General features: G+C 66.7%; 11 protein-coding genes. 6 read left to right on the top strand and 5 right to left on the bottom strand.

Annotated elements, in window-relative coordinates; genetic code table 11:
• Positions 1-148 precede the first annotated feature (148 nt).
• The 5 genes from ACRCUN_RS09820 (at position 149) to ACRCUN_RS09800 (ending at position 5,204) form a co-directional block, all read left to right on the top strand.
• Positions 149-1,882, top strand: a complete 1,734-nt coding sequence (locus tag ACRCUN_RS09820; RefSeq protein WP_462141693.1) for an AMP-binding protein — start codon at positions 149-151, stop codon at positions 1,880-1,882.
• Positions 1,883-1,950: 68 nt separating this feature from the next.
• Positions 1,951-2,670 carry a glycosyltransferase gene (locus ACRCUN_RS09815; RefSeq protein WP_462141441.1) on the top strand — a complete coding sequence of 240 codons (720 nt, stop codon included), beginning with the start codon at positions 1,951-1,953 and terminating at the stop codon, positions 2,668-2,670.
• A gap of 73 nt (positions 2,671-2,743) precedes the next feature.
• Positions 2,744-3,673 (top strand): efflux ABC transporter ATPase subunit, DrrA-related, encoded by a 930-nt coding sequence (locus tag ACRCUN_RS09810; RefSeq protein WP_462141440.1) that lies wholly within the window; start codon positions 2,744-2,746, stop codon positions 3,671-3,673.
• Entirely contained in the window at positions 3,670-4,410 is a 741-nt protein-coding gene (locus ACRCUN_RS09805) for an ABC transporter permease (RefSeq protein ID WP_462141439.1), read from the top strand. The genes ACRCUN_RS09810 and ACRCUN_RS09805 overlap by 4 nt, the downstream gene beginning before the upstream one ends.
• A complete protein-coding gene (locus ACRCUN_RS09800) occupies positions 4,407-5,204 on the top strand; it encodes an ABC transporter permease (RefSeq protein WP_462141438.1) in 798 nt (265 codons plus the stop codon). The genes ACRCUN_RS09805 and ACRCUN_RS09800 overlap by 4 nt, the downstream gene beginning before the upstream one ends.
• A gap of 22 nt (positions 5,205-5,226) precedes the next feature.
• On the opposite strand, the gene ACRCUN_RS09795 is transcribed toward ACRCUN_RS09800, so the two are convergent.
• Entirely contained in the window at positions 5,227-8,421 is a 3,195-nt protein-coding gene (locus tag ACRCUN_RS09795; protein ID WP_462141437.1) for an MMPL/RND family transporter, read from the bottom strand.
• 156 nt (positions 8,422-8,577) lie between these two features.
• Here ACRCUN_RS09795 and ACRCUN_RS09790 point away from each other — a divergent pair, with 156 nt between their 5' ends.
• Positions 8,578-9,843 (top strand): glycosyltransferase, encoded by a 1,266-nt coding sequence (locus tag ACRCUN_RS09790; RefSeq protein ID WP_462141436.1) that lies wholly within the window; start codon positions 8,578-8,580, stop codon positions 9,841-9,843.
• Here ACRCUN_RS09790 and ACRCUN_RS09785 read toward each other — a convergent pair.
• Genes ACRCUN_RS09785 through pks2 form a run of 4 tightly spaced genes read right to left on the bottom strand, consistent with a single transcriptional unit; the run spans position 9,824 to position 20,426 of the window.
• Entirely contained in the window at positions 9,824-11,152 is a 1,329-nt protein-coding gene (locus tag ACRCUN_RS09785) for a hypothetical protein (protein WP_462141435.1), read from the bottom strand. The two genes, ACRCUN_RS09790 and ACRCUN_RS09785, sit on opposite strands and share 20 nt — an antisense overlap.
• Position 11,153: 1 nt before the next feature.
• Entirely contained in the window at positions 11,154-12,554 is a 1,401-nt protein-coding gene (locus ACRCUN_RS09780) for a hypothetical protein (protein ID WP_462141434.1), read from the bottom strand.
• A gap of 2 nt (positions 12,555-12,556) precedes the next feature.
• On the bottom strand, positions 12,557-14,035 hold the full coding sequence (locus ACRCUN_RS09775; protein ID WP_462141433.1) for a condensation domain-containing protein: 1,479 nt from the start codon (positions 14,033-14,035) through the stop codon (positions 12,557-12,559).
• 58 nt (positions 14,036-14,093) lie between these two features.
• Positions 14,094-20,426 carry a sulfolipid-1 biosynthesis phthioceranic/hydroxyphthioceranic acid synthase gene (gene pks2 / locus ACRCUN_RS09770; RefSeq protein WP_462141432.1) on the bottom strand — a complete coding sequence of 2,111 codons (6,333 nt, stop codon included), beginning with the start codon at positions 20,424-20,426 and terminating at the stop codon, positions 14,094-14,096.
• Between the last annotated feature and the right edge of the window lie 49 nt (positions 20,427-20,475).

The following is a 20,475-nucleotide window of genomic DNA, read 5'->3' as shown; positions in this document are numbered from 1 at the left end:
CTGAGTTTGCCGACTTGCGACGGTGGCCCGAACAGCGTTTCCTGAGACGAACCTCACCGGCCAAGGGGGGCATCGGGCAGAGGGCACACCAACCAGATCCGTTCGCCTAAGCTCGTTTGGTCGTGCATCGGAGAGCTATGAGAGGGGCATAGTCATCGAGTCGTCAATCCCTGCCGTCCTGAGGGAGCGCGCGAGCATACAGCCCAACGATGTCGCGTTCACCTACATGAACTACGACACCGCTTGGGAAGGTGTTCCCGAGAGCCTGACGTGGTCGCAGCTGCATCGCCGGGCCGTCAATCTGGCCGACGAGATACGCCAGCGCGCCGAGTTCGGCGACCGTGCCGTAATCCTCGCGCCACAGGGCATGGAATATGTGGTCGGTTTCATCGGCGCACTGCAGGCCAATCTCATCGCGGTCCCGCTGTCGGTGCCCATGCCCGGCGTGAGCGACGAGCGCGTCAGCGCCGTCCTCGCCGACGCGACACCCACGGTGATATTGACCACGTCGGCCATCGTCGACGATGTCAGGCCGTACGCGACAAGCGTCGACGGGCGCCCCGCGCCGGCCATCATCGAAATCGACAAGCTCGACCTCGACACCCGGCGCCGCGTCGCACGCCGCCGCGAGGAGTGCCCGGAACTCGCCTACCTGCAGTACACCTCCGGTTCGACGAGGATCCCGGCCGGCGTCATGGTGTCGCATCTCAACCTGGCGACGAACTTCGAGCAGATGACCACCTACTTCTTCGCCGACCACGGCAAGGTGGCCCCGCCGGGAACCTCGGTCGTCTCCTGGCTGCCCTTCTACCACGACATGGGCTTGCTGCTGGGTATCTGCGCACCGATCCTCGGCGGTTGGGAAACCGTGTTCACCAGCCCGGTCGCCTTCCTGACCCGGCCGGCCCGCTGGATGCAGCTGCTCAGCAACCGGCAGTGGGGCCTGAGTGCGGCCCCGAACTTCGCGTTCGACCTGGCCGCCGCGCGGACCACCGACGAGGACATGGCCGGCGGCGATCTCGGCAACGTGCTCGCCATCATGAGCGGCGCCGAGCGGGTGCAGCCGGTGACGGTCCGCCGATTCGCGCAGCGATTCGCCCCGTTCAACCTGTCGGACACCGTCATCCGGCCGTCGTACGGCCTGGCCGAGGCCACGCTGTACGTGGCCACCCACGCGCCCGGCGCGAGCCCGACGGTGGTGACGTTCGAACCCGAGAAACTCTCTCAAGGCCAGGCTGAACGGGCTGACGGCGGAACCCCGTTGATCAGTTACGGCACTCCGGAGTCGCCTGCGGTGCGCATCGTCGATCCCGACACCCGGCGCGAATGCGGCGCAGGCTCGATCGGCGAGATCTGGACACGCGGCGACAACGTCTGCCTCGGCTACTGGAACAAGACCGACGAGACCGCGCATACCTTCGGCGGCCGGATCGAAAACCCGTCGGACGGCACCCCGGCCGAAAGCTGGCTGCGTACCGGCGATCTGGGCTTCATCTCGGAAGGTGAACTGTTCATAATCGGCCGTCTCAAGGATCTGCTGATCGTGCGCGGCCGCAATCACTATCCCGACGACATCGAGTCCACTGTCAGCGCTATTTCGAAGGGCCGTGTCGCGGCGATCTCGGTCGACCAGGACGGCACCGAGCAGTTGGTCGTCATCATCGAGGTCAAAGAACACGGCAACGACCCGGAGAACCGCGACAAACTCCGGGCGCTGAAGACCGACGTGACAGCCGCGATCGCCAACGCGCACGGGATTGGGCCGGGAGATCTGGTTCTGGTGTCCCGCGGATCGCTGCCGATCACCACGAGCGGCAAGATCCGCAGACAGAAATGCGCGGAGCTGTACCGAACCGATGCACTCACCCGCGTCGACGGCTGACGGGACGGTACCCAGCGGATGTATCAACAATCCAGCCAGGGCCGCCCGGTGCGATCGGCCGGGGCGTCATGATCTCGTTCGTCATACCGACGCTCAACGAAGAGGAGACGATCGGGAAGACCCTGGCATGCCTGTCGGAATACGTAGGCGAGCACGAGATCATCGTGTCCGACGGACGCAGTACCGATCGGACCGTCGACATCTGCCGCGAGTACACCGACACCGTGGTCATCCATGACAAGCCGCATCGGCAGACGATCGCCGAAGCCAGGAACGCGGGTGCCGCGGTGGCCCGCGGTGACTTCATCGTGTTCCTCGACGCCGACGTCATCGTGCCCGACGTCAACGAGTTCTTCCGGCTGGCCGACGACGCCTTCCGGTCGATCGACGGCTTGGTGGCGTTGACGGGCAAATATCGGGTCCTGCCGGAAGTGAGCACCGCTGCCGACAAGTACGTGTTCACCATGTTGGGCCTGCAATTCCTGCTGCAGAACAACGTGTTTCGGGTCGGCGCGGCCGGCGGCGAGTTCCAGATGATCGCTGCCGACGCGTTCAGATCGGTGGGCGGCTTCGACGAGAAACTCGTGGCGGCCGAAGACATGGACCTGTTTCGCCGGCTCTCGCGCATCGGCCGTACCCACTTCGCCCGGCAGTTGACGGTCTATCACTCCGGTCGCCGCGCGCACTCCATCGGTTGGCCGCGACTGCTGTGGAAATGGTTCAGCAATTCCGTCTCGGTGTTCCTGTTCAGAAAGTCGGTGAGTAGGGAATGGGAGGCGATCCGGTGATGATGACCACGGGCGTCAACCGCAACATCGATCCAGCCCAACGGTTTTCGCGATTTCGATATGGTGCGGCCGCGTGATCGAGCTGAGCGGCCTCACCAAGGCCTACCACGGAGTAGCCGCCCTCAACGACGTGAGCTTTTCGGTCCCGACCGGATCGGTCCTCGCGCTGCTCGGTCACAACGGGGCAGGCAAGACCACAACCGTCAAGATCCTGTCGACCTTGATCCAACCGACGGCAGGCAGAGCGCTCGTCGCCGGCTACGACGTCGTGACCCAGGCCGGTCAGGTCCGCGAGAACATCGGCGTGACCGGACAGGAAGCGTGTCTGGATCAGCTACTCACCGGTCGCGAGAATCTGACCCTGTTCGGCCGGCTCCATGGTTTGCGCCGCAAGCAGGCCCGTGCGCGCGCGGACGAGTTGATCGCCCAGTTCGATCTCGAGCACGCCGCCGACCGCTCGGTTCAAACCTATTCGGGCGGCATGCGGCGTCGGATCGACATCGCGGTAGCCCTCGTGGTGCCGCCCAAGGTGCTGTTCCTGGACGAACCGACAACGGGTTTGGATCCCCGAAGCCGCAGGCAGGTCTGGGCACTCGTGTCGTCGCTCGCGGCGCAGGGCGTCACCGTGCTGCTCACCACGCAGTATCTGGAAGAGGCCGACATCCTGAGCGATTCGATCGTGATCCTCGACTCCGGCCGAGTGGTCGCGAGCGGCACCGCCGATGATCTCAAGGGCCAGATCGGAACCAGCTACTGCCAGGTCACCCTGGTGCGCACCGCGGACGTCGCGCGCGTTGCGGCCGCGCTGGCCGACATCGACGAGATCGATGCCGACGAGGAGTCCAACACGGTCTCGGTGCGCGCGGCCGACGGTGTCGGCACGCTCAGCGAGGTGTTTCGGCGTATCGACCAGCTCGGCGTCGAGCTGATCGACATCTCGCTGCGCAAACCGTCGCTCGACGAGGTTTTCCTGCACCTGACTCCCCCGGCACTCACACCATGACCGCCGTTCCCGCCCTCACCGAGCGGGTGTTGCAGGTTGCGTTGCGCGACTTCGATTTACTGCTCGGCGTCCTTGCACCGGTGTTGACCCTGCTCGGTTTGAACTTCGCCCTGCAGAACGTCATCGACACCGGCGACATGAGCTATACCGAATACGTACTGCCCGCCACCATCGTTCAGGCGATGCTGCTGGGTACCGTGACCGCCGCGGACCGAGCGGCCTGGGAGCAGTCCTCCGGATTCACGATGCGCTTGCGCACGCAACCCATTTCGGCTCTCGCTCCGCTGGCCGCCAGGATGGTGTACGCGCTGATCCGCGGCAGCCTTGCCCTCGTCGCGACGGTGATAACGGCGTATGTTCTCGGCTTCCGGTTGACCGGCGGAGTGCTGTGGACCGCCGTATTCCTGCTCGTGCCACTCATACTGGCCCTCGGCCTGTCGTTGGGTGCGGACGCGACCGGCACGTGGGCGCACCGGGTGGGAGCCGGACAATTACTCCTCTTCCCGCAACTGCTGCTCGTCTTGGTGTCGACGGGTCTGGCGCCTGCCGAATCGTTCCCGGACTGGGTGCAACCGTTCGTGCAGAACCAACCGGTCTCCCAGATCACCTCGACACTGCGTGGTTTGGCCAGCGGACACGTGACGGGTGCGGATCTGGCGATCACGCTGGCGTGGTGTCTGGGTCTGCTCGCGGTGTTCGGCGGTATCGCGGTGCGGCTGCAGCGGCGGCGCGGATGAGCATCGATTCCTCGCCGCGGACGTCTTCGTGGACGGCGAGCCTGATTCTTGCGGGCCGCCTGCTGACCCATTGGCGTCGCCATCCGCTGGTGCCGATGCAGTCGCTGTTACTGCCCGCGCTTTTGCTGGTGACCTATTACCTGTTGGTGAGCAAGTCGATGGTGCGTCTCACCGGAGCCGACAATCTCACCGCACTGGTTCCCATGTGCACCGTTGCCGGCGCGATGATGGCGACCATCGGCGCGGGGTTCCAGATTCCCACCGAACGCGACAGTGGGCTGTTGAGCCGATTCTGGGTCTCGCCGGTGAACCGCGGCAGCTTTCTGGCCGGCACGTTGATCGCCGAGGCGGCAAGGACTCTGGGCGCCGGTGTCATCATCTTGGGAATCGGCATGGTGCTGGGTCTGCGATTCGACGGCGGCGTGCCTGCCCTGATTGCGTTCCTGCTGATACCGGTTCTGGTCGCGGTCGTGTTCGCGACAATCGTTGTCACCGTTGCGGTCTCGACCCGCAGCGCGGCACTGCTCACATTGTTGGGCACCGCGGCGACGGGCATGGCGTTCTGCACCGGCGGGGTGGCACCCGTCGAGCTGTTTCCCGCATGGCTGCAACCCATCATCCAGATCCAGCCGTTGACACCCGTCGTCGACTCGATGCGCGCACTTGCCGAGGGCGAACCCGTCGGCTGGTCACTGGTCGTGTGTTTCGCGTGGTTGGCCGTTCTGATCGCGATATTCGGCCCACTGGCGGTCCGCGGCTACCGCGCGGCCGCGGAATCAGGCGGTTCGGGATAGTCCGCCGCGCAATCCGGTGACGCTACCGGTTGCGCGATTCGTCGCTCCATGCGTCGGCGACGACACTCGCCGCGTGTGCTGCCGCGGCGAATTCGCAGGTTTGCAGTGCACTGTCGGCGTCGTCATCGTCGTCGTCAGAAATCACCGGCGTGTGCACCGGCGCGCCGGTGCGGGCCTTCTGGCGCCGAACCACGGTGGCTTTCCGTTGTGCGGGCGTGGTTTTCGCGGGCCACCAGTTCGCCTTGCCGATCAGCACGCAGGCGGCAGGCACCGTGATCGTCCGCACGAGGAACGTGTCAAGCAGCAACCCGACACCGATGATGAAGCCCATCTGGACGATCGTCGTGATGCTGCTGACGGTGAGGGCGAGCATGGACGCCGCGAAGATCAGACCGGCAGACGTGATGACGCCGCCGGTGGCACCCACGGTCGTCACGACCCCGGACCGCACACCGTAACGCGATTCGTCGCGTATTCGCGAGATCAGCAACAGATTGTAGTCCGCGCCGACCGCAACGAGCACCAGGAACGCCATGCCCGGCACACTCCAATGCAGATGCTGGCCCAGGATGAACTGGAACAGCACCACACCGATCCCGACCGCTGACGCATAGGACAGGATCACCGACGCCACGAGGTAAATGGGTGCGACCAGGGCCCGCAAGAGGAGCACGAGGATCAGGAAAACCACGATGAGAGTGGCGATCACGATGAACCGGATGTCGCCGTTGTAGTAGTCGCGGATATCGCGGTTCACCGCGGAGAAGCCGACCATCGAGATGTCGGCGTTGGCCAGGGTGGTGTTGGGCCGCGCGCTCTCCCCGGCCTTGATGATGTCGGCCACTTGGTCCATCGCTTCGGTACCGAAGGGATCCAGCGCGGTCTGCACCAGGTAGCGCGCGGTGTGACCGTCGGCGGACACGAACAGCTGCGCGGCCTTCTTGAACTCATCCTGCGTCAGCACCTGGGGCGGTATGTAGAAGCCCGACATGGGCGGGTCGGCGGCGTCGCGCTTCATCGCGAGCAGGAACGCCGAGGCCTGGTCGAGGCCGCCGCCCATCTGGCGGGTCTGATCGACGAGCAGCTGTACGCCTTCGGCGAGTTGGCGACTCGAATCGGCCAGGGTGTTGGCGCCCTGCAGGGCACTGTCGAGAGTTCTCTGCAACCCGCTGGGCGAATCGATGCCGAGCTCGCGCGCAGCCGCTGTGGCGGTCGTCAGATTTGTGTTGAGGGTGCGCAGAGAGTCCGACAGGGTGTCGGTGCCCTGGGTGGCTTCCAGCTGCCTGCCGAGCTCGGCGATGCTCTGTATCGCCGGATCGTCCCGTGCGTTGGCGATGCGTTGCAGGTCTGCCCGGGCCGCGACGCATTCCGGGTCGGTGTTGCACGTCAGGCTCGTGTTGAGGCCGTTGGCGACCGGACCGGCCCACGTGGACAGATCGGTGATCCGGGAGATGTTCACACCGAGGGAGTCCCCGAGCGTCTGCATGTTGCCCACCAGAGTGGCCGTCTTGTCGATCTCATCGAGCGTCGTGGTGCCGCCCTGCTCGGACTCCATGTCGCCGAGCGCGCTCGCGAGCCCGCGGACGCTGCCCAAAGCACCGACCATCCCGTTGCGGATCTCGTTGAGGACGTCGGCTAGCTGATCGGCGCCGCCGCTGAGCCTGCTCAGGTTCGACTCGTTCTGGCTGATCGTGGTCGAGGCTTCCTGGAGTTTTCCGCCGACCTCGCCGGCCTGATGAGTGGCCCGTGCCTGCTCGAGAGTTTCACCCGCCGGGCGGGTGATACCCCGGACGATGTCGATACCGGGCACCTGGCTGATCCGCGTCGCGAGCTGTTCCATGTCGGCGAGCGCTTTCGGCGTCCGCAGGTCCTGATCGGGCGACTGGATCAGGATGAACTGCTGCAGCGTGGTGCTGATCGGGAAATGCCGGTTCATCGCCTCGTAGCCGAGGTTGCTCTCGGAATCGGCGGGCAGGGTCTTGCGATCGTCGTAGTTGAACTTGACGAACGCCGCACAACCCGCGAGCGCGACCAGCACGGTGAGGCTTCCCGCCAGATGGATCGCGGGCCTGCGCACGATCTGAACGCCGGAACGCCGCCAGAACCGGCGTGTCCCCTCACCCTTGCGTGGTTTGATCCAGCCGCGCCGCCCGGCAAGCACGATCTGGGCAGGCAGTAACGTGATCGAGGCCAGGAAACCCACCGCGATCGTGACCGCGAGAGCCGGGCCGACCGTCGAGAACACACCGAGGGTCGCGAACGACAACGCGAGGAAGGTCAGCGCCACCGTGCCCGCCGAGCCTGCGATCACCTCGCCGATCGTGCGCAAGGCCTCGACGAGGGCATCGTCGGATTTCAGGCCCGTTTTGACCAATTCCTGGTAGCGGCTGAACAAGAACACCGCATAGTCGATGCCTGCCCCCATGATCATGCCGGTCATCAGCACCATCGTCTGGGGTCCGAGCCCGAGGCCGAACTCGCCGAGCGCGGCCACGACTTGCTGGGCGACGACGAGTGATACGCCGATCGTCAGGATGGGCATCAGCATCGCAACGAGGTTGCGGTACACCACAATCAAGATCAGCAGGACCGTGATCACGGTCGAGAGTTCGATGACGATCTGATCGCGCGCCCCGATCGCGTTGACGTCGTCCAACGTCGCCGCCGCGCCAACAATGTTGGCGGTCAGCGATGTGCCCGCCGTCACCTCTTTGACTTCGGCGATCACCGCGCGATACGCGGCCTGTCCCGACGGGGTACCCATGGTCCCCTTCAGGTTGATCGGCAGATTCCACGCCTTGCCGTCTTCGCTCGTCATCACCTGACGCAACTCGGGGATGGTGACGAAGTCCTGCGTGGATTCGACGTTGGTCGTGTCGGCCCGCAGTTTCTCGACGACTGCCCGGTAGACGCCTTCGTCGGCTGGGGTCAGCCCGTTTTCGTTGCTCAGAACGACCACAGCGACGTTGTCCGAGCCTGCCTCGCTGAATGCCGCCTTCATCTTTTCGCCGGCGATCAGAACACGCGACTCCGACGGCAGGAACGGCGGCGGATTGCGCTGTGCGACAACCGCCAACGGAGGCACCGCGAGGAACAGCGCCAAGGCCGTCGCGACCCAGGCTATGATCACCAAAACCGGGTGGCGGACGATCAGTCTGCCGAGTGCGGGAAGTCCGCCATGAGCGAGCACGCCGCTGGAGAAGGCGTGCCGAATCATCCCCCAAAGCTACATGGGAGGGGCATCGCCAGTGGGTTCTCCCCACGTGCCCTCGCGCCCCGCGAACCGACCGGTTCCCGCCTTGGCCGCGGGTGACCTGAGACCGGCTCGCGCGATCCACCCATGGTCTAATCGGGTCATGCCGCGGAGCGACGGATGAGGTTAGCCATTGCCGCGCACGGGACCCGTGGCGACATCGAACCTTGCGCGGCACTCGCGCTCGAATGCGTGCGCCGCGGACACGATGTGCGGATGGCGGTTCCGCCGAACCTGGTGTCGTTCGTCGAGGCGACGGGTCTCGGACCGGTCGCCTCCTACGGCGTGGACTCACAGCAGCAGCTCGAGGCCGAGATCTTCCGGAAGTCGTGGAAGCTGCAGAATCCGCTCACCGCGCTACGCCAGCTCAAGGACTACACGACCGAGGGCTGGCAGGACATGAGCCGCACCCTGGTCGAGGTTGCCGACGGCGCCGATCTCATTCTCACCGCCACGACCTACGAAGAAGTGGCCGCCAACGTCGCCGAGTACCTCGGCCTTCCGCTTGCGGCGTTGCACTACTTCCCTTTCCGGGCCAACACTCAGATACTGCCGGTGCCCCTTCCCAGCCGCCTGGTCCAGTCTGTGTGGCCTGCCGCCGAGTGGCTGCACTGGCGGCTGATCAAAGACGCCGAAGATGCGCAGCGCCGCGAACTGGGATTGCCGAAGTCGAGTGGACGGGCGATCGGGCGCATCCTCGACGCGGGAGCCCTGGAGATACAGGCATACGACCCGCAGTTCTTTCCGGGACTGGCCGAGGCATGGCGCGGCGTGCGTCCGGTCATCGGTGGGCTGACACTGCAACTCGACACCGAGGCCGATCACGACGTCTCGGCATGGATCGCAGCGGGGCCGCCACCGGTTTACTTCGGGTTCGGCAGCATGCCCGTGCAATCGCCGTCCGCCGCACTCGCGATGATCGCCGACGCCTGCTCGGCGCTGGGCCAGCGTGCGCTGATTTGTTCCGGCGTATGGGATGTCGAGGGTGTCGACGTGCCCGATCATGTGAAAGTCGTGCGCACGGTCAACCACTCGGCGGTCTTCCCGCGGTGCCGGGCGCTCGTCCATCACGGCGGTGCAGGCACCACCGCGGCCGGGTTGCGCTCGGGAATGCCGACCTTTGTGCTGTGGGTCGGTGCCGAGCAGCCGCTGTGGGCCGCCCAGGTAAAGCGGCTGGAAGTGGGTACCGCACAACGTTTTTCGGAGGTGAGCGCTAAATCGCTGCGGGCCGGCCTGAAAACCGTGCTCGAGCCCCGCTACCTCACCCGCGCCCGGGAGGTTGCCGAGCTGATGACCGCACCTGAGGTTGCGGTGGCCACCGCGGCCGATCTACTCGAGGCGGCGGTACGCCAAGGCCGCAGCCCGGTCAGACAATCTCGGCGGTGAGCCCGAACTCGTCGAGCACCTCACCGGCGAGTGTCCGCAACCACGCCTTCGTGTTGGGCGCACCCGGCTGGTATGCCACGACCGAGATGCTGATCTTTCCGGTGATCCGGCCCGCCGCGAGGACGAGTTGTCCTCCGGCGTCCTCGATCTGGGCACGCTTGACGTTCTGGTCGACGGGCCGCCACATCACATAGTCCGCGTCGGTGCCGTCGACCCTGCCCACCGCCGCGTCGACGTCGCCGAGGTTGGAACACGATACCGGCAGGTCGCCGAACACCATGGCGCCCATCCGCTTCACCGCACGCTTGGGGATGAACGGTGTCAGCGGCAGCAGTGCGAAGGTCTCGTCCGGTGTCTCGCGCAATTCGGCGAGTGCCGACCGGATCGCTGCCCGCGGTGTCGCGAGATCGGTACTGGCGGTGGCCGCTTCGACGTTCACCCGGGCGAACCGCAGAGCATTGGCGCGGGTGTCATCGGGCCCCCGGTCGCTGATCGCGATCAGCAGTGCGACGGTTCCGTCGCCGGCCCGGCACCGATCGAGCCGGGTTCCCAGTCGCGTCGACAACCCGGCGAGCAGAGAGTGACTGTTGCCGCCACGCTCTTCGGCCGCATGGTCCCATGCCGCGATGTCGACGAATACCGTGATGGTCGGCACGACGATTCCGCGGTGGTCGTCGGCTCCCGTCGCGCCGGGCGGCACGGCGGCGGACGACGGCTGACGTGCCGTGCGCGCGAGTCTCACACCCGCGCCCAGCGCGCCGACGAGCGCAGGCAGGTCGCGCCCGGTCTGGATGGCGTCGTCGATGATCGCGCGACGACGGGTGCGCGATCGCGGTGGTGGGTAACCGAAGTCGCGTACGGTACCGTTGACCGCTTCGGCGATCGTCTGCAGGAATCCGAGTCCGTCGAACAGACAGTGCGAGCCCACGAGGCTGACGGCGGTCGATCCATCGGTCATCGGCAGCACGCCGAGGTGCCAGCCCGGCCCGCGCTGGGGATCGACCGGAAGCTCGGCGCGTTCGTCGATCCAGTCGCTCATTGCCGTACGCGGTCTGGGTTCCTCGGCGATGTGGATCTCGGTGGCGGGCCCGACCGATGAGACCCACCGGTGCCTGCCGAACGGCAACGCCGAGTGTTCGATACGCCTGCCCGCCAGTCCGTATCCGAAATTCTGGTGAAAGGTCTTGAGCCCCGCGTAATCCAGCGGACGTTCGTACACCCACACTGATTGCGCGAGCTGCGCGCGGCCGGTCGCGCGCAGCGACAGATAGGTGGCTTGGTCGAGGTATTCGAGCCGGTTGTCGTCCATGTCAGATGATCACACCGGAAAGGTCGAACTCCGAAAGCGTGTGCTCGACCAGACCGCGAAGGCGGGCTCGGGTGTTGGCCGCTCCGAGCTCGTAACCGACGACGGTGATCGAGATGCGCCCGCCGATCCGCGCACCCACCACGGTCAGCAGCCCGCTGCGTTGTTCGAGCACTCGGCGCGTGATGTGCTGGTCGACGCCGCGCAGCAGCACGTATTCGGCGTCCGTGCCGTCGGCACGGCCGATCTCGGCTGGCAGGTCTCCCAGATTGGAGCAGGACACCGGCTGCTCGGCGAATCCGAAGGCGAGTTCCGCGGCGTGTTTGACCGCACGTCTTGGCATGAACGGGACCAACGGCAGCAGTTCCATGGCCTCGTCGGGCGCATCGCCCAGCTGCCGCAGGCTCTGCCTGATCTCGGCCCGCAGTGCCGACAGATCGCGTGTCACGCCGTCCGGATCGGCTGAGACGTTGGCCAGTTTGACGGCGTTGGCCCGCGTGTCGGTGAGGTCGGTGCGATCGTTGATCGGAATGATGAGCGGAACCCTGCCGTCGGCGGCGCGCCGGTTCATCGCCTCGGCCAGCTTGGCGGCGAAACCGGCGAGAAGCGAATACGTGTTTCCGCCAAGACTTGTCGCCCGCGCATCCCAGTCGTCGAGTTCGACGAAGGCCGTGAGCGCGGGCACGCGCACGTGCCGGTTGTCTTCCCACTGCGCGACCGGCGGTTTGCGGGCCGGCGCTGCGGCGCCGCGCTCCTTGCGCCGCCGCAGCGCCAATTTGCCTGCGGCGACGAGGGTTCGGCCGACCTCCGGAAGATCGTGCAGGAGCTGGCGGGTGTCCTCGGCGAGAGCTTGCCCGCGGGTCCGGGAGCGCGGCTGCCGGTAACCGAGATCGCGGACGTTGCCGGTGACCGCTTCGAGTACGGTCAGCAGTGCGCCTCCACCGTCACCGAGGCAGTGCGAACCGACCAGACTGATCGCCGTCGAACCGTCCGTCATGGGCAACACCCCGAGGTGCCAGCCCGGTCCCCACTCGGGGTCGACGGGAAGGGCGGCCCGCTCGTCGAGCCAATCGCCGAGCTCGTCTCGCGGGCGGGCGCCATCGGCGATATCGATATCGGCCTGCGGCCCAAGCGAAGACACCCAGCGATGGCGGCCGAACGGCAGCGCCGATGGTTCGATCCGCCTGCCGGCAAGGCCCGACCCGAAGTTACGGTGAAAGCGCCGCAACCCGTCGAGATCGACCGGATGCTCGTATATCCAGACACACTGCATGACCGCGGCCTGGCCGGTGGCCCGCAGGCCGAGGAACATCGCCTGGTCGAGGTAGGTCAACCGGTCGTCGGCGTGCGCGGCATGTTCGTTCGTCTCCCCCGCGGTGACCGTGGGTGATGTCGCGATCGCCACCGTCAGCCGCCGAGAACCCGGGACAACCCGTGCGACGCAGCATGATGACGACCCGCACCGTGGCGGCCGATCAGCGACTGTGCTGGCGATCCGCCCTCGGCCACGCGCTTGTACACCTGCTTCATGACAGCGACATAGCGCTGAACCGATTCGCGGGCGACCGGATTGTCCGGAAACGCGACGGTGACCACGGCCTCCTGCGCCGACCGATTCACCCAGATTCCGACTTGATCAGCAGATCTGTTGTCGCAATAGATTTTTCCGTTCATCCGTTCCCACTCGGCGATGATCGCCGGGGACAGCGGCGGCAGTGCCGCGTCGAGATAGGAGAGCATCTGCACGCCGGGGCCGGGGCTTCGCAATCCCATTCGGCCCGCTGCCAACTCGATGACCCGATCGAACGGCACGTGCGCGAGCTCGGTCCCCGAATCGAACGACTCCTGTGCGGCGCGGGCCGTGTCGCCGAACGACGCGGCATCTACCGGGACGGTGACCGGGACGAGCCCGGTGAACCAGCCGGTCGTCATGAACTCCGCGCGGCTGCGCCGGGTGGTCGTCGGCGTGATCGCGTAATAGGTTGAGGTCCCTGTCAATTCATGCTCGGTGAGCGCCCCGCACGCGAGCACTCCCCCGCTGAACCGCACACCCTCGTTCGTGCACACCTCGTCGAATCGGTGGCACTGCTGCGCGTCGAGCAACTGGACGGTGATCATGTCGCCGCCCCATGGCACCGACAGGTCACCGAGCGGCAGCGGAAAGTACGGCAGAGTGCCGTCATTGCGTTCGGCGAAGGCGATCCACTCCCGAACCTCCGGTGATTCCAGGGTGAGATCCGACGTGTACTGCCGCTGGCGTCGGCAGTAGTCGTCGTAGCTGCCCGCCTCCTCCAACGGAATGGGCGTATCGCCGCCGACGAGCGCGGCGTACATCATGTGGATCTCGACGAGCACCAGGCACATGAACATCGCGTCGGTGTGGACGTGGTCGACGCTGATGTAGAACGTGAAGTGATCTTTGCGCTGGATGATGCCGAAGCTGAAGCAGTCCCATTGCAGGGGGTCCGGCGTGGCGAGGACGTGGGTGCGCCATTGCGCCGCCGTCATCTCGCCGCGCTCGGTGGGCACGAATTTCAGGTCGCGCGGGTTTTTGATCGTCCGCCGCACGATCTCGTCGTCGGCGGTGAACTCGAACCAGCTGTGGTACGTGTCGTGCCGGCGTATGTACGCGTTCAGCACGTGGGTCATTGCGCGCAGGTCACACCGGCCCGGCATATCCCATGCCGGGGTGTTGAGCCGGGCCATGTCGGCGCCGGCCGAGCGGTGCCGACGGAACGTCCGGATGTGTTGCTCCTGCTGGTAGCTCACCGGCACCGGACTGACCGGTGCGTCGCGAACCTTGGCTTGCGTCGCAGGCGACGGATGCCAGGACACCACGTGCCCGGGTTCGCCGGTCCAGTCGTCAATGGCCCTCAACGCGACCATGCACCCTCCCCTCCGTCCGTGCCGCGGCGTGCGGCGTCACCGCTTGCAGTTCCGGTGATCACTGCGCAGTCACGACGACGGCGTCATCCGCCAAGGCCATCCCGAGATGCTCGGCGAGCGCGCGCACTGTCGTGATATCCGTTGTGCTGACCCGGATTCCGGTTTCGGCCTCGATTTTTGTCCGCACTTCCAGAACGCCGAGCGAATCCAGACCGTATTCCGCGAGCGGGCGGTCAGGATCGACCGTGCGCCGCATGATGATGCTGATCTGCTCGGAGATCAGCCTGCGAAGCCGAGCTTCCCATTCGTCGCGCGGGAGCTCTTTGAGCTCCTTGAGGAATCCGCTGCCGGTGGGCTTGGCGCCGCCGAGATCCCGGAACGCCTCCGCGAACTTGTTCCGCTGAGCGAACTCGACGAGCCACGGCGCACCAGCCACGGGTGCGTAACCGGCGTAGTCGCGACCGTGCCGCAGCAGGGTCTCGAACGCGTACGCGCCGTCATCGGGCGCAATCGCCATCGCGGTATCCGCCGCGACTGCTGTGCCCCTGCCGATTTCGGCCCACGCACCCCACGCGATCGAGTTGGCCGGCAGCCCCTGTGCACGGCGCCAGCGCGTGAAGGCATCCAGCCAGCTGTTGGCCGCCGCGTACGCGCCCTGTCCGGGCGAACCGACCAGTGCGGCCGCCGAGGAGAACACACAGAACCAATCCAGCGGCTGATCGGCCGTGGCGTCATGCAGGTTCCAGGCCCCGATTGCCTTCGGCGCCCAGTCCCGGCGGATCAGCTCTTCGGTGATCGAGGGCAGGGTCGCATCTTCGACCACCGCTGCCGCGTGCAGGACGCCGCGCACCGGCATTCCGGTCGCGGTCGCAACCGCCACGGTGTGCTCGGCCGCGGCGGCCGAGCTGATGTCACCCAGGGCGATCTCGATCTCCGTGCCGCCCTTGCGGATCGCTTCGATCGCAAGCTGGGCCGCCGGGGTCGGCGCGGACCGTCCGTTGAGGACGATCCGACCACATCCGGAGTCGGCCAGCCGCTCGGCGAGAAACAGCCCGAGCCCACCCAGACCGCCGGTGATGATGTAGGCCCCGTCGCCGCGGAACGGCACCGCTGCTTCCGGGGGAACGGTCGCGTTCGTGTACCCGGACTCGGGTACATCGAGAACCAGCTTGCCGGTGTGCTCCGCTGCGCCCATCACCCGGATGGCGGTGGCCGCATCTTTCATGGGGTAATGCGTGGTCTCGGGCAGCGGCAGAACGCCTTCGGCCATCTGCTGGAAGACGGTCTCCAGCAGGCGCCGAACACTGTCCGGATCGGTCAACGTCAAGAGCGCCAGATCGACCGCGTAGAACGACAGATTGCGACGGAACGGGAACAGGCCCAACTTCGAGTCGCCGTAGATGTCGCGCTTGCCGATCTCGACGAATCGACCGCCGAACGACAGCAGTTCCAACCCCGCCCGCGCCGCTGCGCCGGGCAGCGAATTGAGCACGATATCGACGCCGTAGCCGTCGGTGTCCCGCCGGATCTGGTCCGCGAACTCCGTGGTCCGCGAATCGTAGATGTGTTCGATGCCCATATCGCGTAACAGTTCTCGGCGGGCGGGGCTGCCCGCGGTCGCGAAGATCTCGGCACCTGCGGCCCGCGCGATCGCGATGGCGGCCTGGCCGACTCCACCGGTCGCGGAGTGGATCAGCACCTTGTCGCGCGCCGAGATCCGGGCCAGCTCGTGCAGGCTGTACCACGCAGTCGCGTGCGCGCTCGGCACGGCGGCCGCGGTGCGCGTCGGCACTGCTGACGGCAACGTGACGGCGAGATTCGCGTCGCACGTCACGAAGGTCCTCCAGGCGCCGTCGGCTGCCAGGCCGGCCACTCGGTCGCCCACCTGGTGATCGGTGACTCCGAGCCCGACGGCGGTCACCACACCGGCGAAGTCCGCTCCGAGCTGCGGCAGCCTGCCTTCGAAGCTCGGGTATCGCCCGTAGGCCACGAGCACGTCGGCGAAGTTGAGGTTGGATGCCGCCACCGACACCTCGATCTGGCCCGGTCCGGGCGGAACTCGGTCGAACGCGACCAGGTCGATCGACTCAAGATCACCGGGTTTGCGTATCCGTACCTGCAGGCCGTCGCGGTCGTGGGCGACCGTCCTGGTTTGGCGATCGTCTGGCTGCAGCGGGGCCTGGCTGAGCCTGGCCACGTACCATGCGCCGTCCCGCCACGCGGTCTCGTCCTCGTCGGAACCCGACAACAACTGCCCCGCAACCGAAGTGATGTCGGTGGCGCGGTCGATGTCGATCTGAGTCGCGCGCAGGCCCGGTTGCTCGACACCAAGCACGCGCATGAGACCACGCAACCCGGCATGTTCGAGTCGGACTACGTCCTCTTCGACGACGGTCTGGGCGTTACGCGTGAGCACGTACAACCGGGCTGGCTCGCCAGGGATTTCGGCGAGTTCACGCGCGATCCGTACGACGTGGGAGACCGAAGCCGCTCCGAGGTCGGCGGTGCGCGCCGACGGGTCTGCACCGTCGTCGGAAGTCAATACCACGACGCCCGAAAAAGCGTGTGCGGTCAACCGGTTACGCAGTTTCCCGGCTTGGTCGGCATGGTCGTCGCCGGCACCCCACGCCGTGGTCGACACGTCGGCGCGGTGCTTGTGCAGAGCGTCTGCCAGCGTTGCGGCGATCTCGTCAGTCTCACGGGATGTGCTGATCAGAAGCCAACGGCCGCCGATGTCGAGAGCGTCGGGCTCGGGCGAATCCTTCCGGTGCCAGTCGATGGCGAGCAGCCGATCGTTGAACACGCGATCTCGCTGAGTGCTCGTCGCGACGCCGGTGCCGAGCCGCAGGCCGGTGATCCGCAGCAGTACCGTGCCGTTCCCGTCGAGGACATCGATGTCGACTTCCACCTCGGCGAGGGTGACGGCAGTCGTTGTGACATAGCAGTAGCGCGCGTCGCGGGCCGCGCCGTAGGCGCGCAGTCTGCGCACCCCGAGCGGCAGCATGATGGTGCCGGACGGGTCGGCCTGCAACTCGGGGTGGGCTCCCACCGCCTGGAAGCAGGCGTCAAGCAGCGCCGGGTGGATCCCGTATGCGCTCTGCTGCGAACGAATCGGGCCTGGCAGCGCCACCTCGGCGAGCACCGTGGCGCCGAACTCCCCGCTGTGCGCGGCGCTCAACCCACTGAACGCAGGGCCGTACTGGATACCCCGATCGTCGAACCAGCTGCGCAGGGCAGCTCCGTCGAGCCGCACGGGGTGGTCGGCTCGCAGTACTTCGATGTCGTAGTCCGTGGGTTCCGGCTGATCCGTCGACCCGCGCAGGGTCGCGGCCGCCCGGCGGACCCGCGCACCGTCCGCGAAGGTGTCAACCTCGAACGTCATGGTGCCGGCGGCGTTCACCGATCCGACCGCAGAAAGCGTCGTCACCTCGTCCAGTAACAACATCTCGTCGAATGTGATGTCGTGCACCTCGGCGTCGTCACCGAGCACGGTACGTGCGGCAGCCATCGCCATCTCGCAGTACGCCGCTGCGGGCAGGGCCGCCACGTGGTGCACCTGATGGTCACCGAGCCACGGTTGGGCCGCCGTCCCGACCTCGGACTGCCACACGTGCTGCTCGGGTTCCTCCGGCAGCCGAACATGCGCCCCCAGCAATGGATGAATCGCGAGAGTCGAACTGCCCGTTGCAATTTCGCTTGTAGCGCGGGTGAGGATCAGCTGCGGCCGTGTCCACGCCGGCAACGGCGCGTCGACGAGCGCACCATCGGGATAGAGCGCGGTGAAGTCGGGACCGGTTCCTGCGCTGTACAGGTCGGCAAGAACGTCGCGCAGACCATGCGGCAACTCCTGCTCCCGCCGCAACGTGGCCAACGCGGCGACCGGGACGTCGCGCGTGGCGGCGTTCTGACCGACCGCGTGCAGAAGCAGCGGGTGCGGCGAGAGTTCGGAGAACACCCGGAAGCCGTCCTCCAAGGCGGCCTGCACGGCAGCCGAGAACCGCACCGCGTGGCGCAGGTTGTCCACCCAGTAGTAGGCGTCGTAGTCCGCGGGCTCGCGCGGATCATAAAGCGTCGCGGAGTAATACGGGATCGTCGGCTCGGCGGGCGACAAATCCTCGAGTACCTCTTCGAGCGGGTCGAGGATCGGATCGACCTGGGGCGTGTGCGAGGCGACGTCAACCGCGACCTCACGCGCCATCACACCACGGTCTTCCCATTCCCGGACCAGCGCGCGGATGGCCGACTTCTCGCCGCCGACCACCGCCGACTGTGGCGAGGCGATGACCGCGAGGACGACATCAGTGGCGCCGCGGGCAGCCAGCTCCGACAACACCTGCTGAGCCGGTAGCTCCACGGTGGCCATCGCGCCCGAGCCGGATATGGTCTGCATCAATTTCGATCGCCGGCAGATCACCTTGACGCCGTCCTCGAGCGTCAGAGCGCCGGCCACCACAGCCGCCGCGGCCTCACCCATGGAGTGGCCGATGACCGCACCGGGCTGGACCCCGTAAGACGTGAGTGTCCGGGCGAGCGCGATCTGCACCGCGAAAACCGTCGGCTGAACGCGGTCGATACCGGTCACCTTCTCGGAGGCCGACATCGCCTCGGTGACGGAGAAGCCCGATTCTCTGGCGATCAGAGGCTCGAGCTCGGCGATCGCCGCGGCGAAAGCGGGCTCAGTGGCCAGCAGCGCCGAACCCATCTGCGGCCACTGCGAGCCCTGACCGGAGAACACCCAGACCGGACCGCGGCCCAGCCCGTTCACTGCAGGCGCAAACGGCATATCGCTTGCCGCGATCTCATGCAGCCGGCTGACGAGTTCTTGTGCAGTGCTCGCCAACACCGCTGTCCGCACCGTGCGGTGCGCGCGGCGACGGGCCAGGGTGTAGGCCAGGTCGCGGAGTTCGAGACCGTCCGCGTTGGCGCTGACCCAGTCGGCCAAGCGAGTCGCGGTCTGGCGCAACCCATCTGCCGACGTCGACGACAGCGGGAAAATCCATGGGGCGGTAAGCCCTTGCGCGCCATCGCCATCCCGGTCGCCATCGATCAACCGCGGCACGTCCCGTACCGGCGCCTGCTCGAGGACCGCGTGCACGTTTGTGCCCGACAATCCGTACGCCGAGACCGCCGCGCGGCGTGGATGGTCCCCCTCGGTGGGCCAGAAGCTCACCGCTTGCGGTACGAACAGGCCCGTTGCGATCTCGGCCATCGTGTCGGGCATGCGGTTGAAATGCAGGTTGGGCGGCACCTCGCCGTGCTGAAGTGCAAGCACCGCCTTCATCAGGCCGAGCGCCCCCGATGCCGACTGGCAGTGCCCGAAGTTGGTCTTCGACGAGCCGAGCGCACACCGGCCCGCGGTTCCGTAGACCTCGGCCAGGCTGGCGTACTCGATCGGGTCGCCGACCGGCGTACCGGTGCCATGTGCCTCGACGAACCCGATGCTGGCAGGATCGACACCCGCCGCGGCCAGCGCGTCGCGGTAGACCATCACCTGGGCCGCCCGTGACGGCGTGGCGATGTTGACCGTGTGGCCGTCCTGGTTGCTCGCGGTGCCCCGCACCACGGCGAGAATGGGGTCGCCATCGGCCAGGGCGTCGGGCAACCGCTTGAACAGGAGCATCACCGCGGCTTCCCCGGATACGAACCCATCGGCGTCGACATCGAACGCGTGGCAGCGTCCCGTCGGCGACAGCATGCCCTGCGCGGATCCCGACGCGACCTTGCGCGGCTCGATCGTCAGGGAGACGCCACCGGCCAGTGCGAGGTCGGATTCGCCGTCGTGCAGGCTGCGGCACGCCATGTGCACCGCAAGCAGGCTCGACGAGCACGCCGAGTCCACGGTGAACGCCGGTCCGTGCACGCCGAGGTGGTAGGCGATCCGGCCCGACGCCATGCTGTAGTTGCTTCCGGTGAAGCCGTACGGCCCGACGATCGCGGGTGTATCCGCGGCCAGCAGCTGGTAGTCGCTGTGCGTCATGCCAACGAACACGCCGGTGCGCGTGCCGGCCAGCGTGACCGGGTCCATCCCCGCATGCTCGACGGCTTCCCACGCGGTTTCCAGCAGGAGGCGGTGCTGCGGGTCGATCGCTGTGGCCTCGCGTTCACTGATACCGAAGAACTCGGCGTCGAACCCGGCGATGTCATCGAGGAATGCGCCCCATTTCGACACCGAACGTCCGGGGACTCCTGGCTCCGGGTCGTAGTGTTCGTCGGCATCCCACCGGTCGAGCGGAACCTCGGTCACCAGATCGGCACCACGCAGCAGGGCATCCCACAGCTCTGTCGGCGACTCGATGCCACCGGGCAGCCGGCAAGCCATGCCCACGACCGCGATCGGAGTCACAGGCTGCTCATCAACCACAGGTTCCAAACCTCTTTCACACGTGCTCATGTCCTCGGCATGGCGCGACGCTGCGCTTCCCTATCGCTGGCCCAGAGCT

The sequence above is a fragment of the Mycobacterium venezuelense genome, assembly GCF_054919535.1.
The sequence above is the reverse complement of the archived record's forward strand: the minus strand, read 5'-3'. Positions and strand labels throughout refer to the sequence as shown.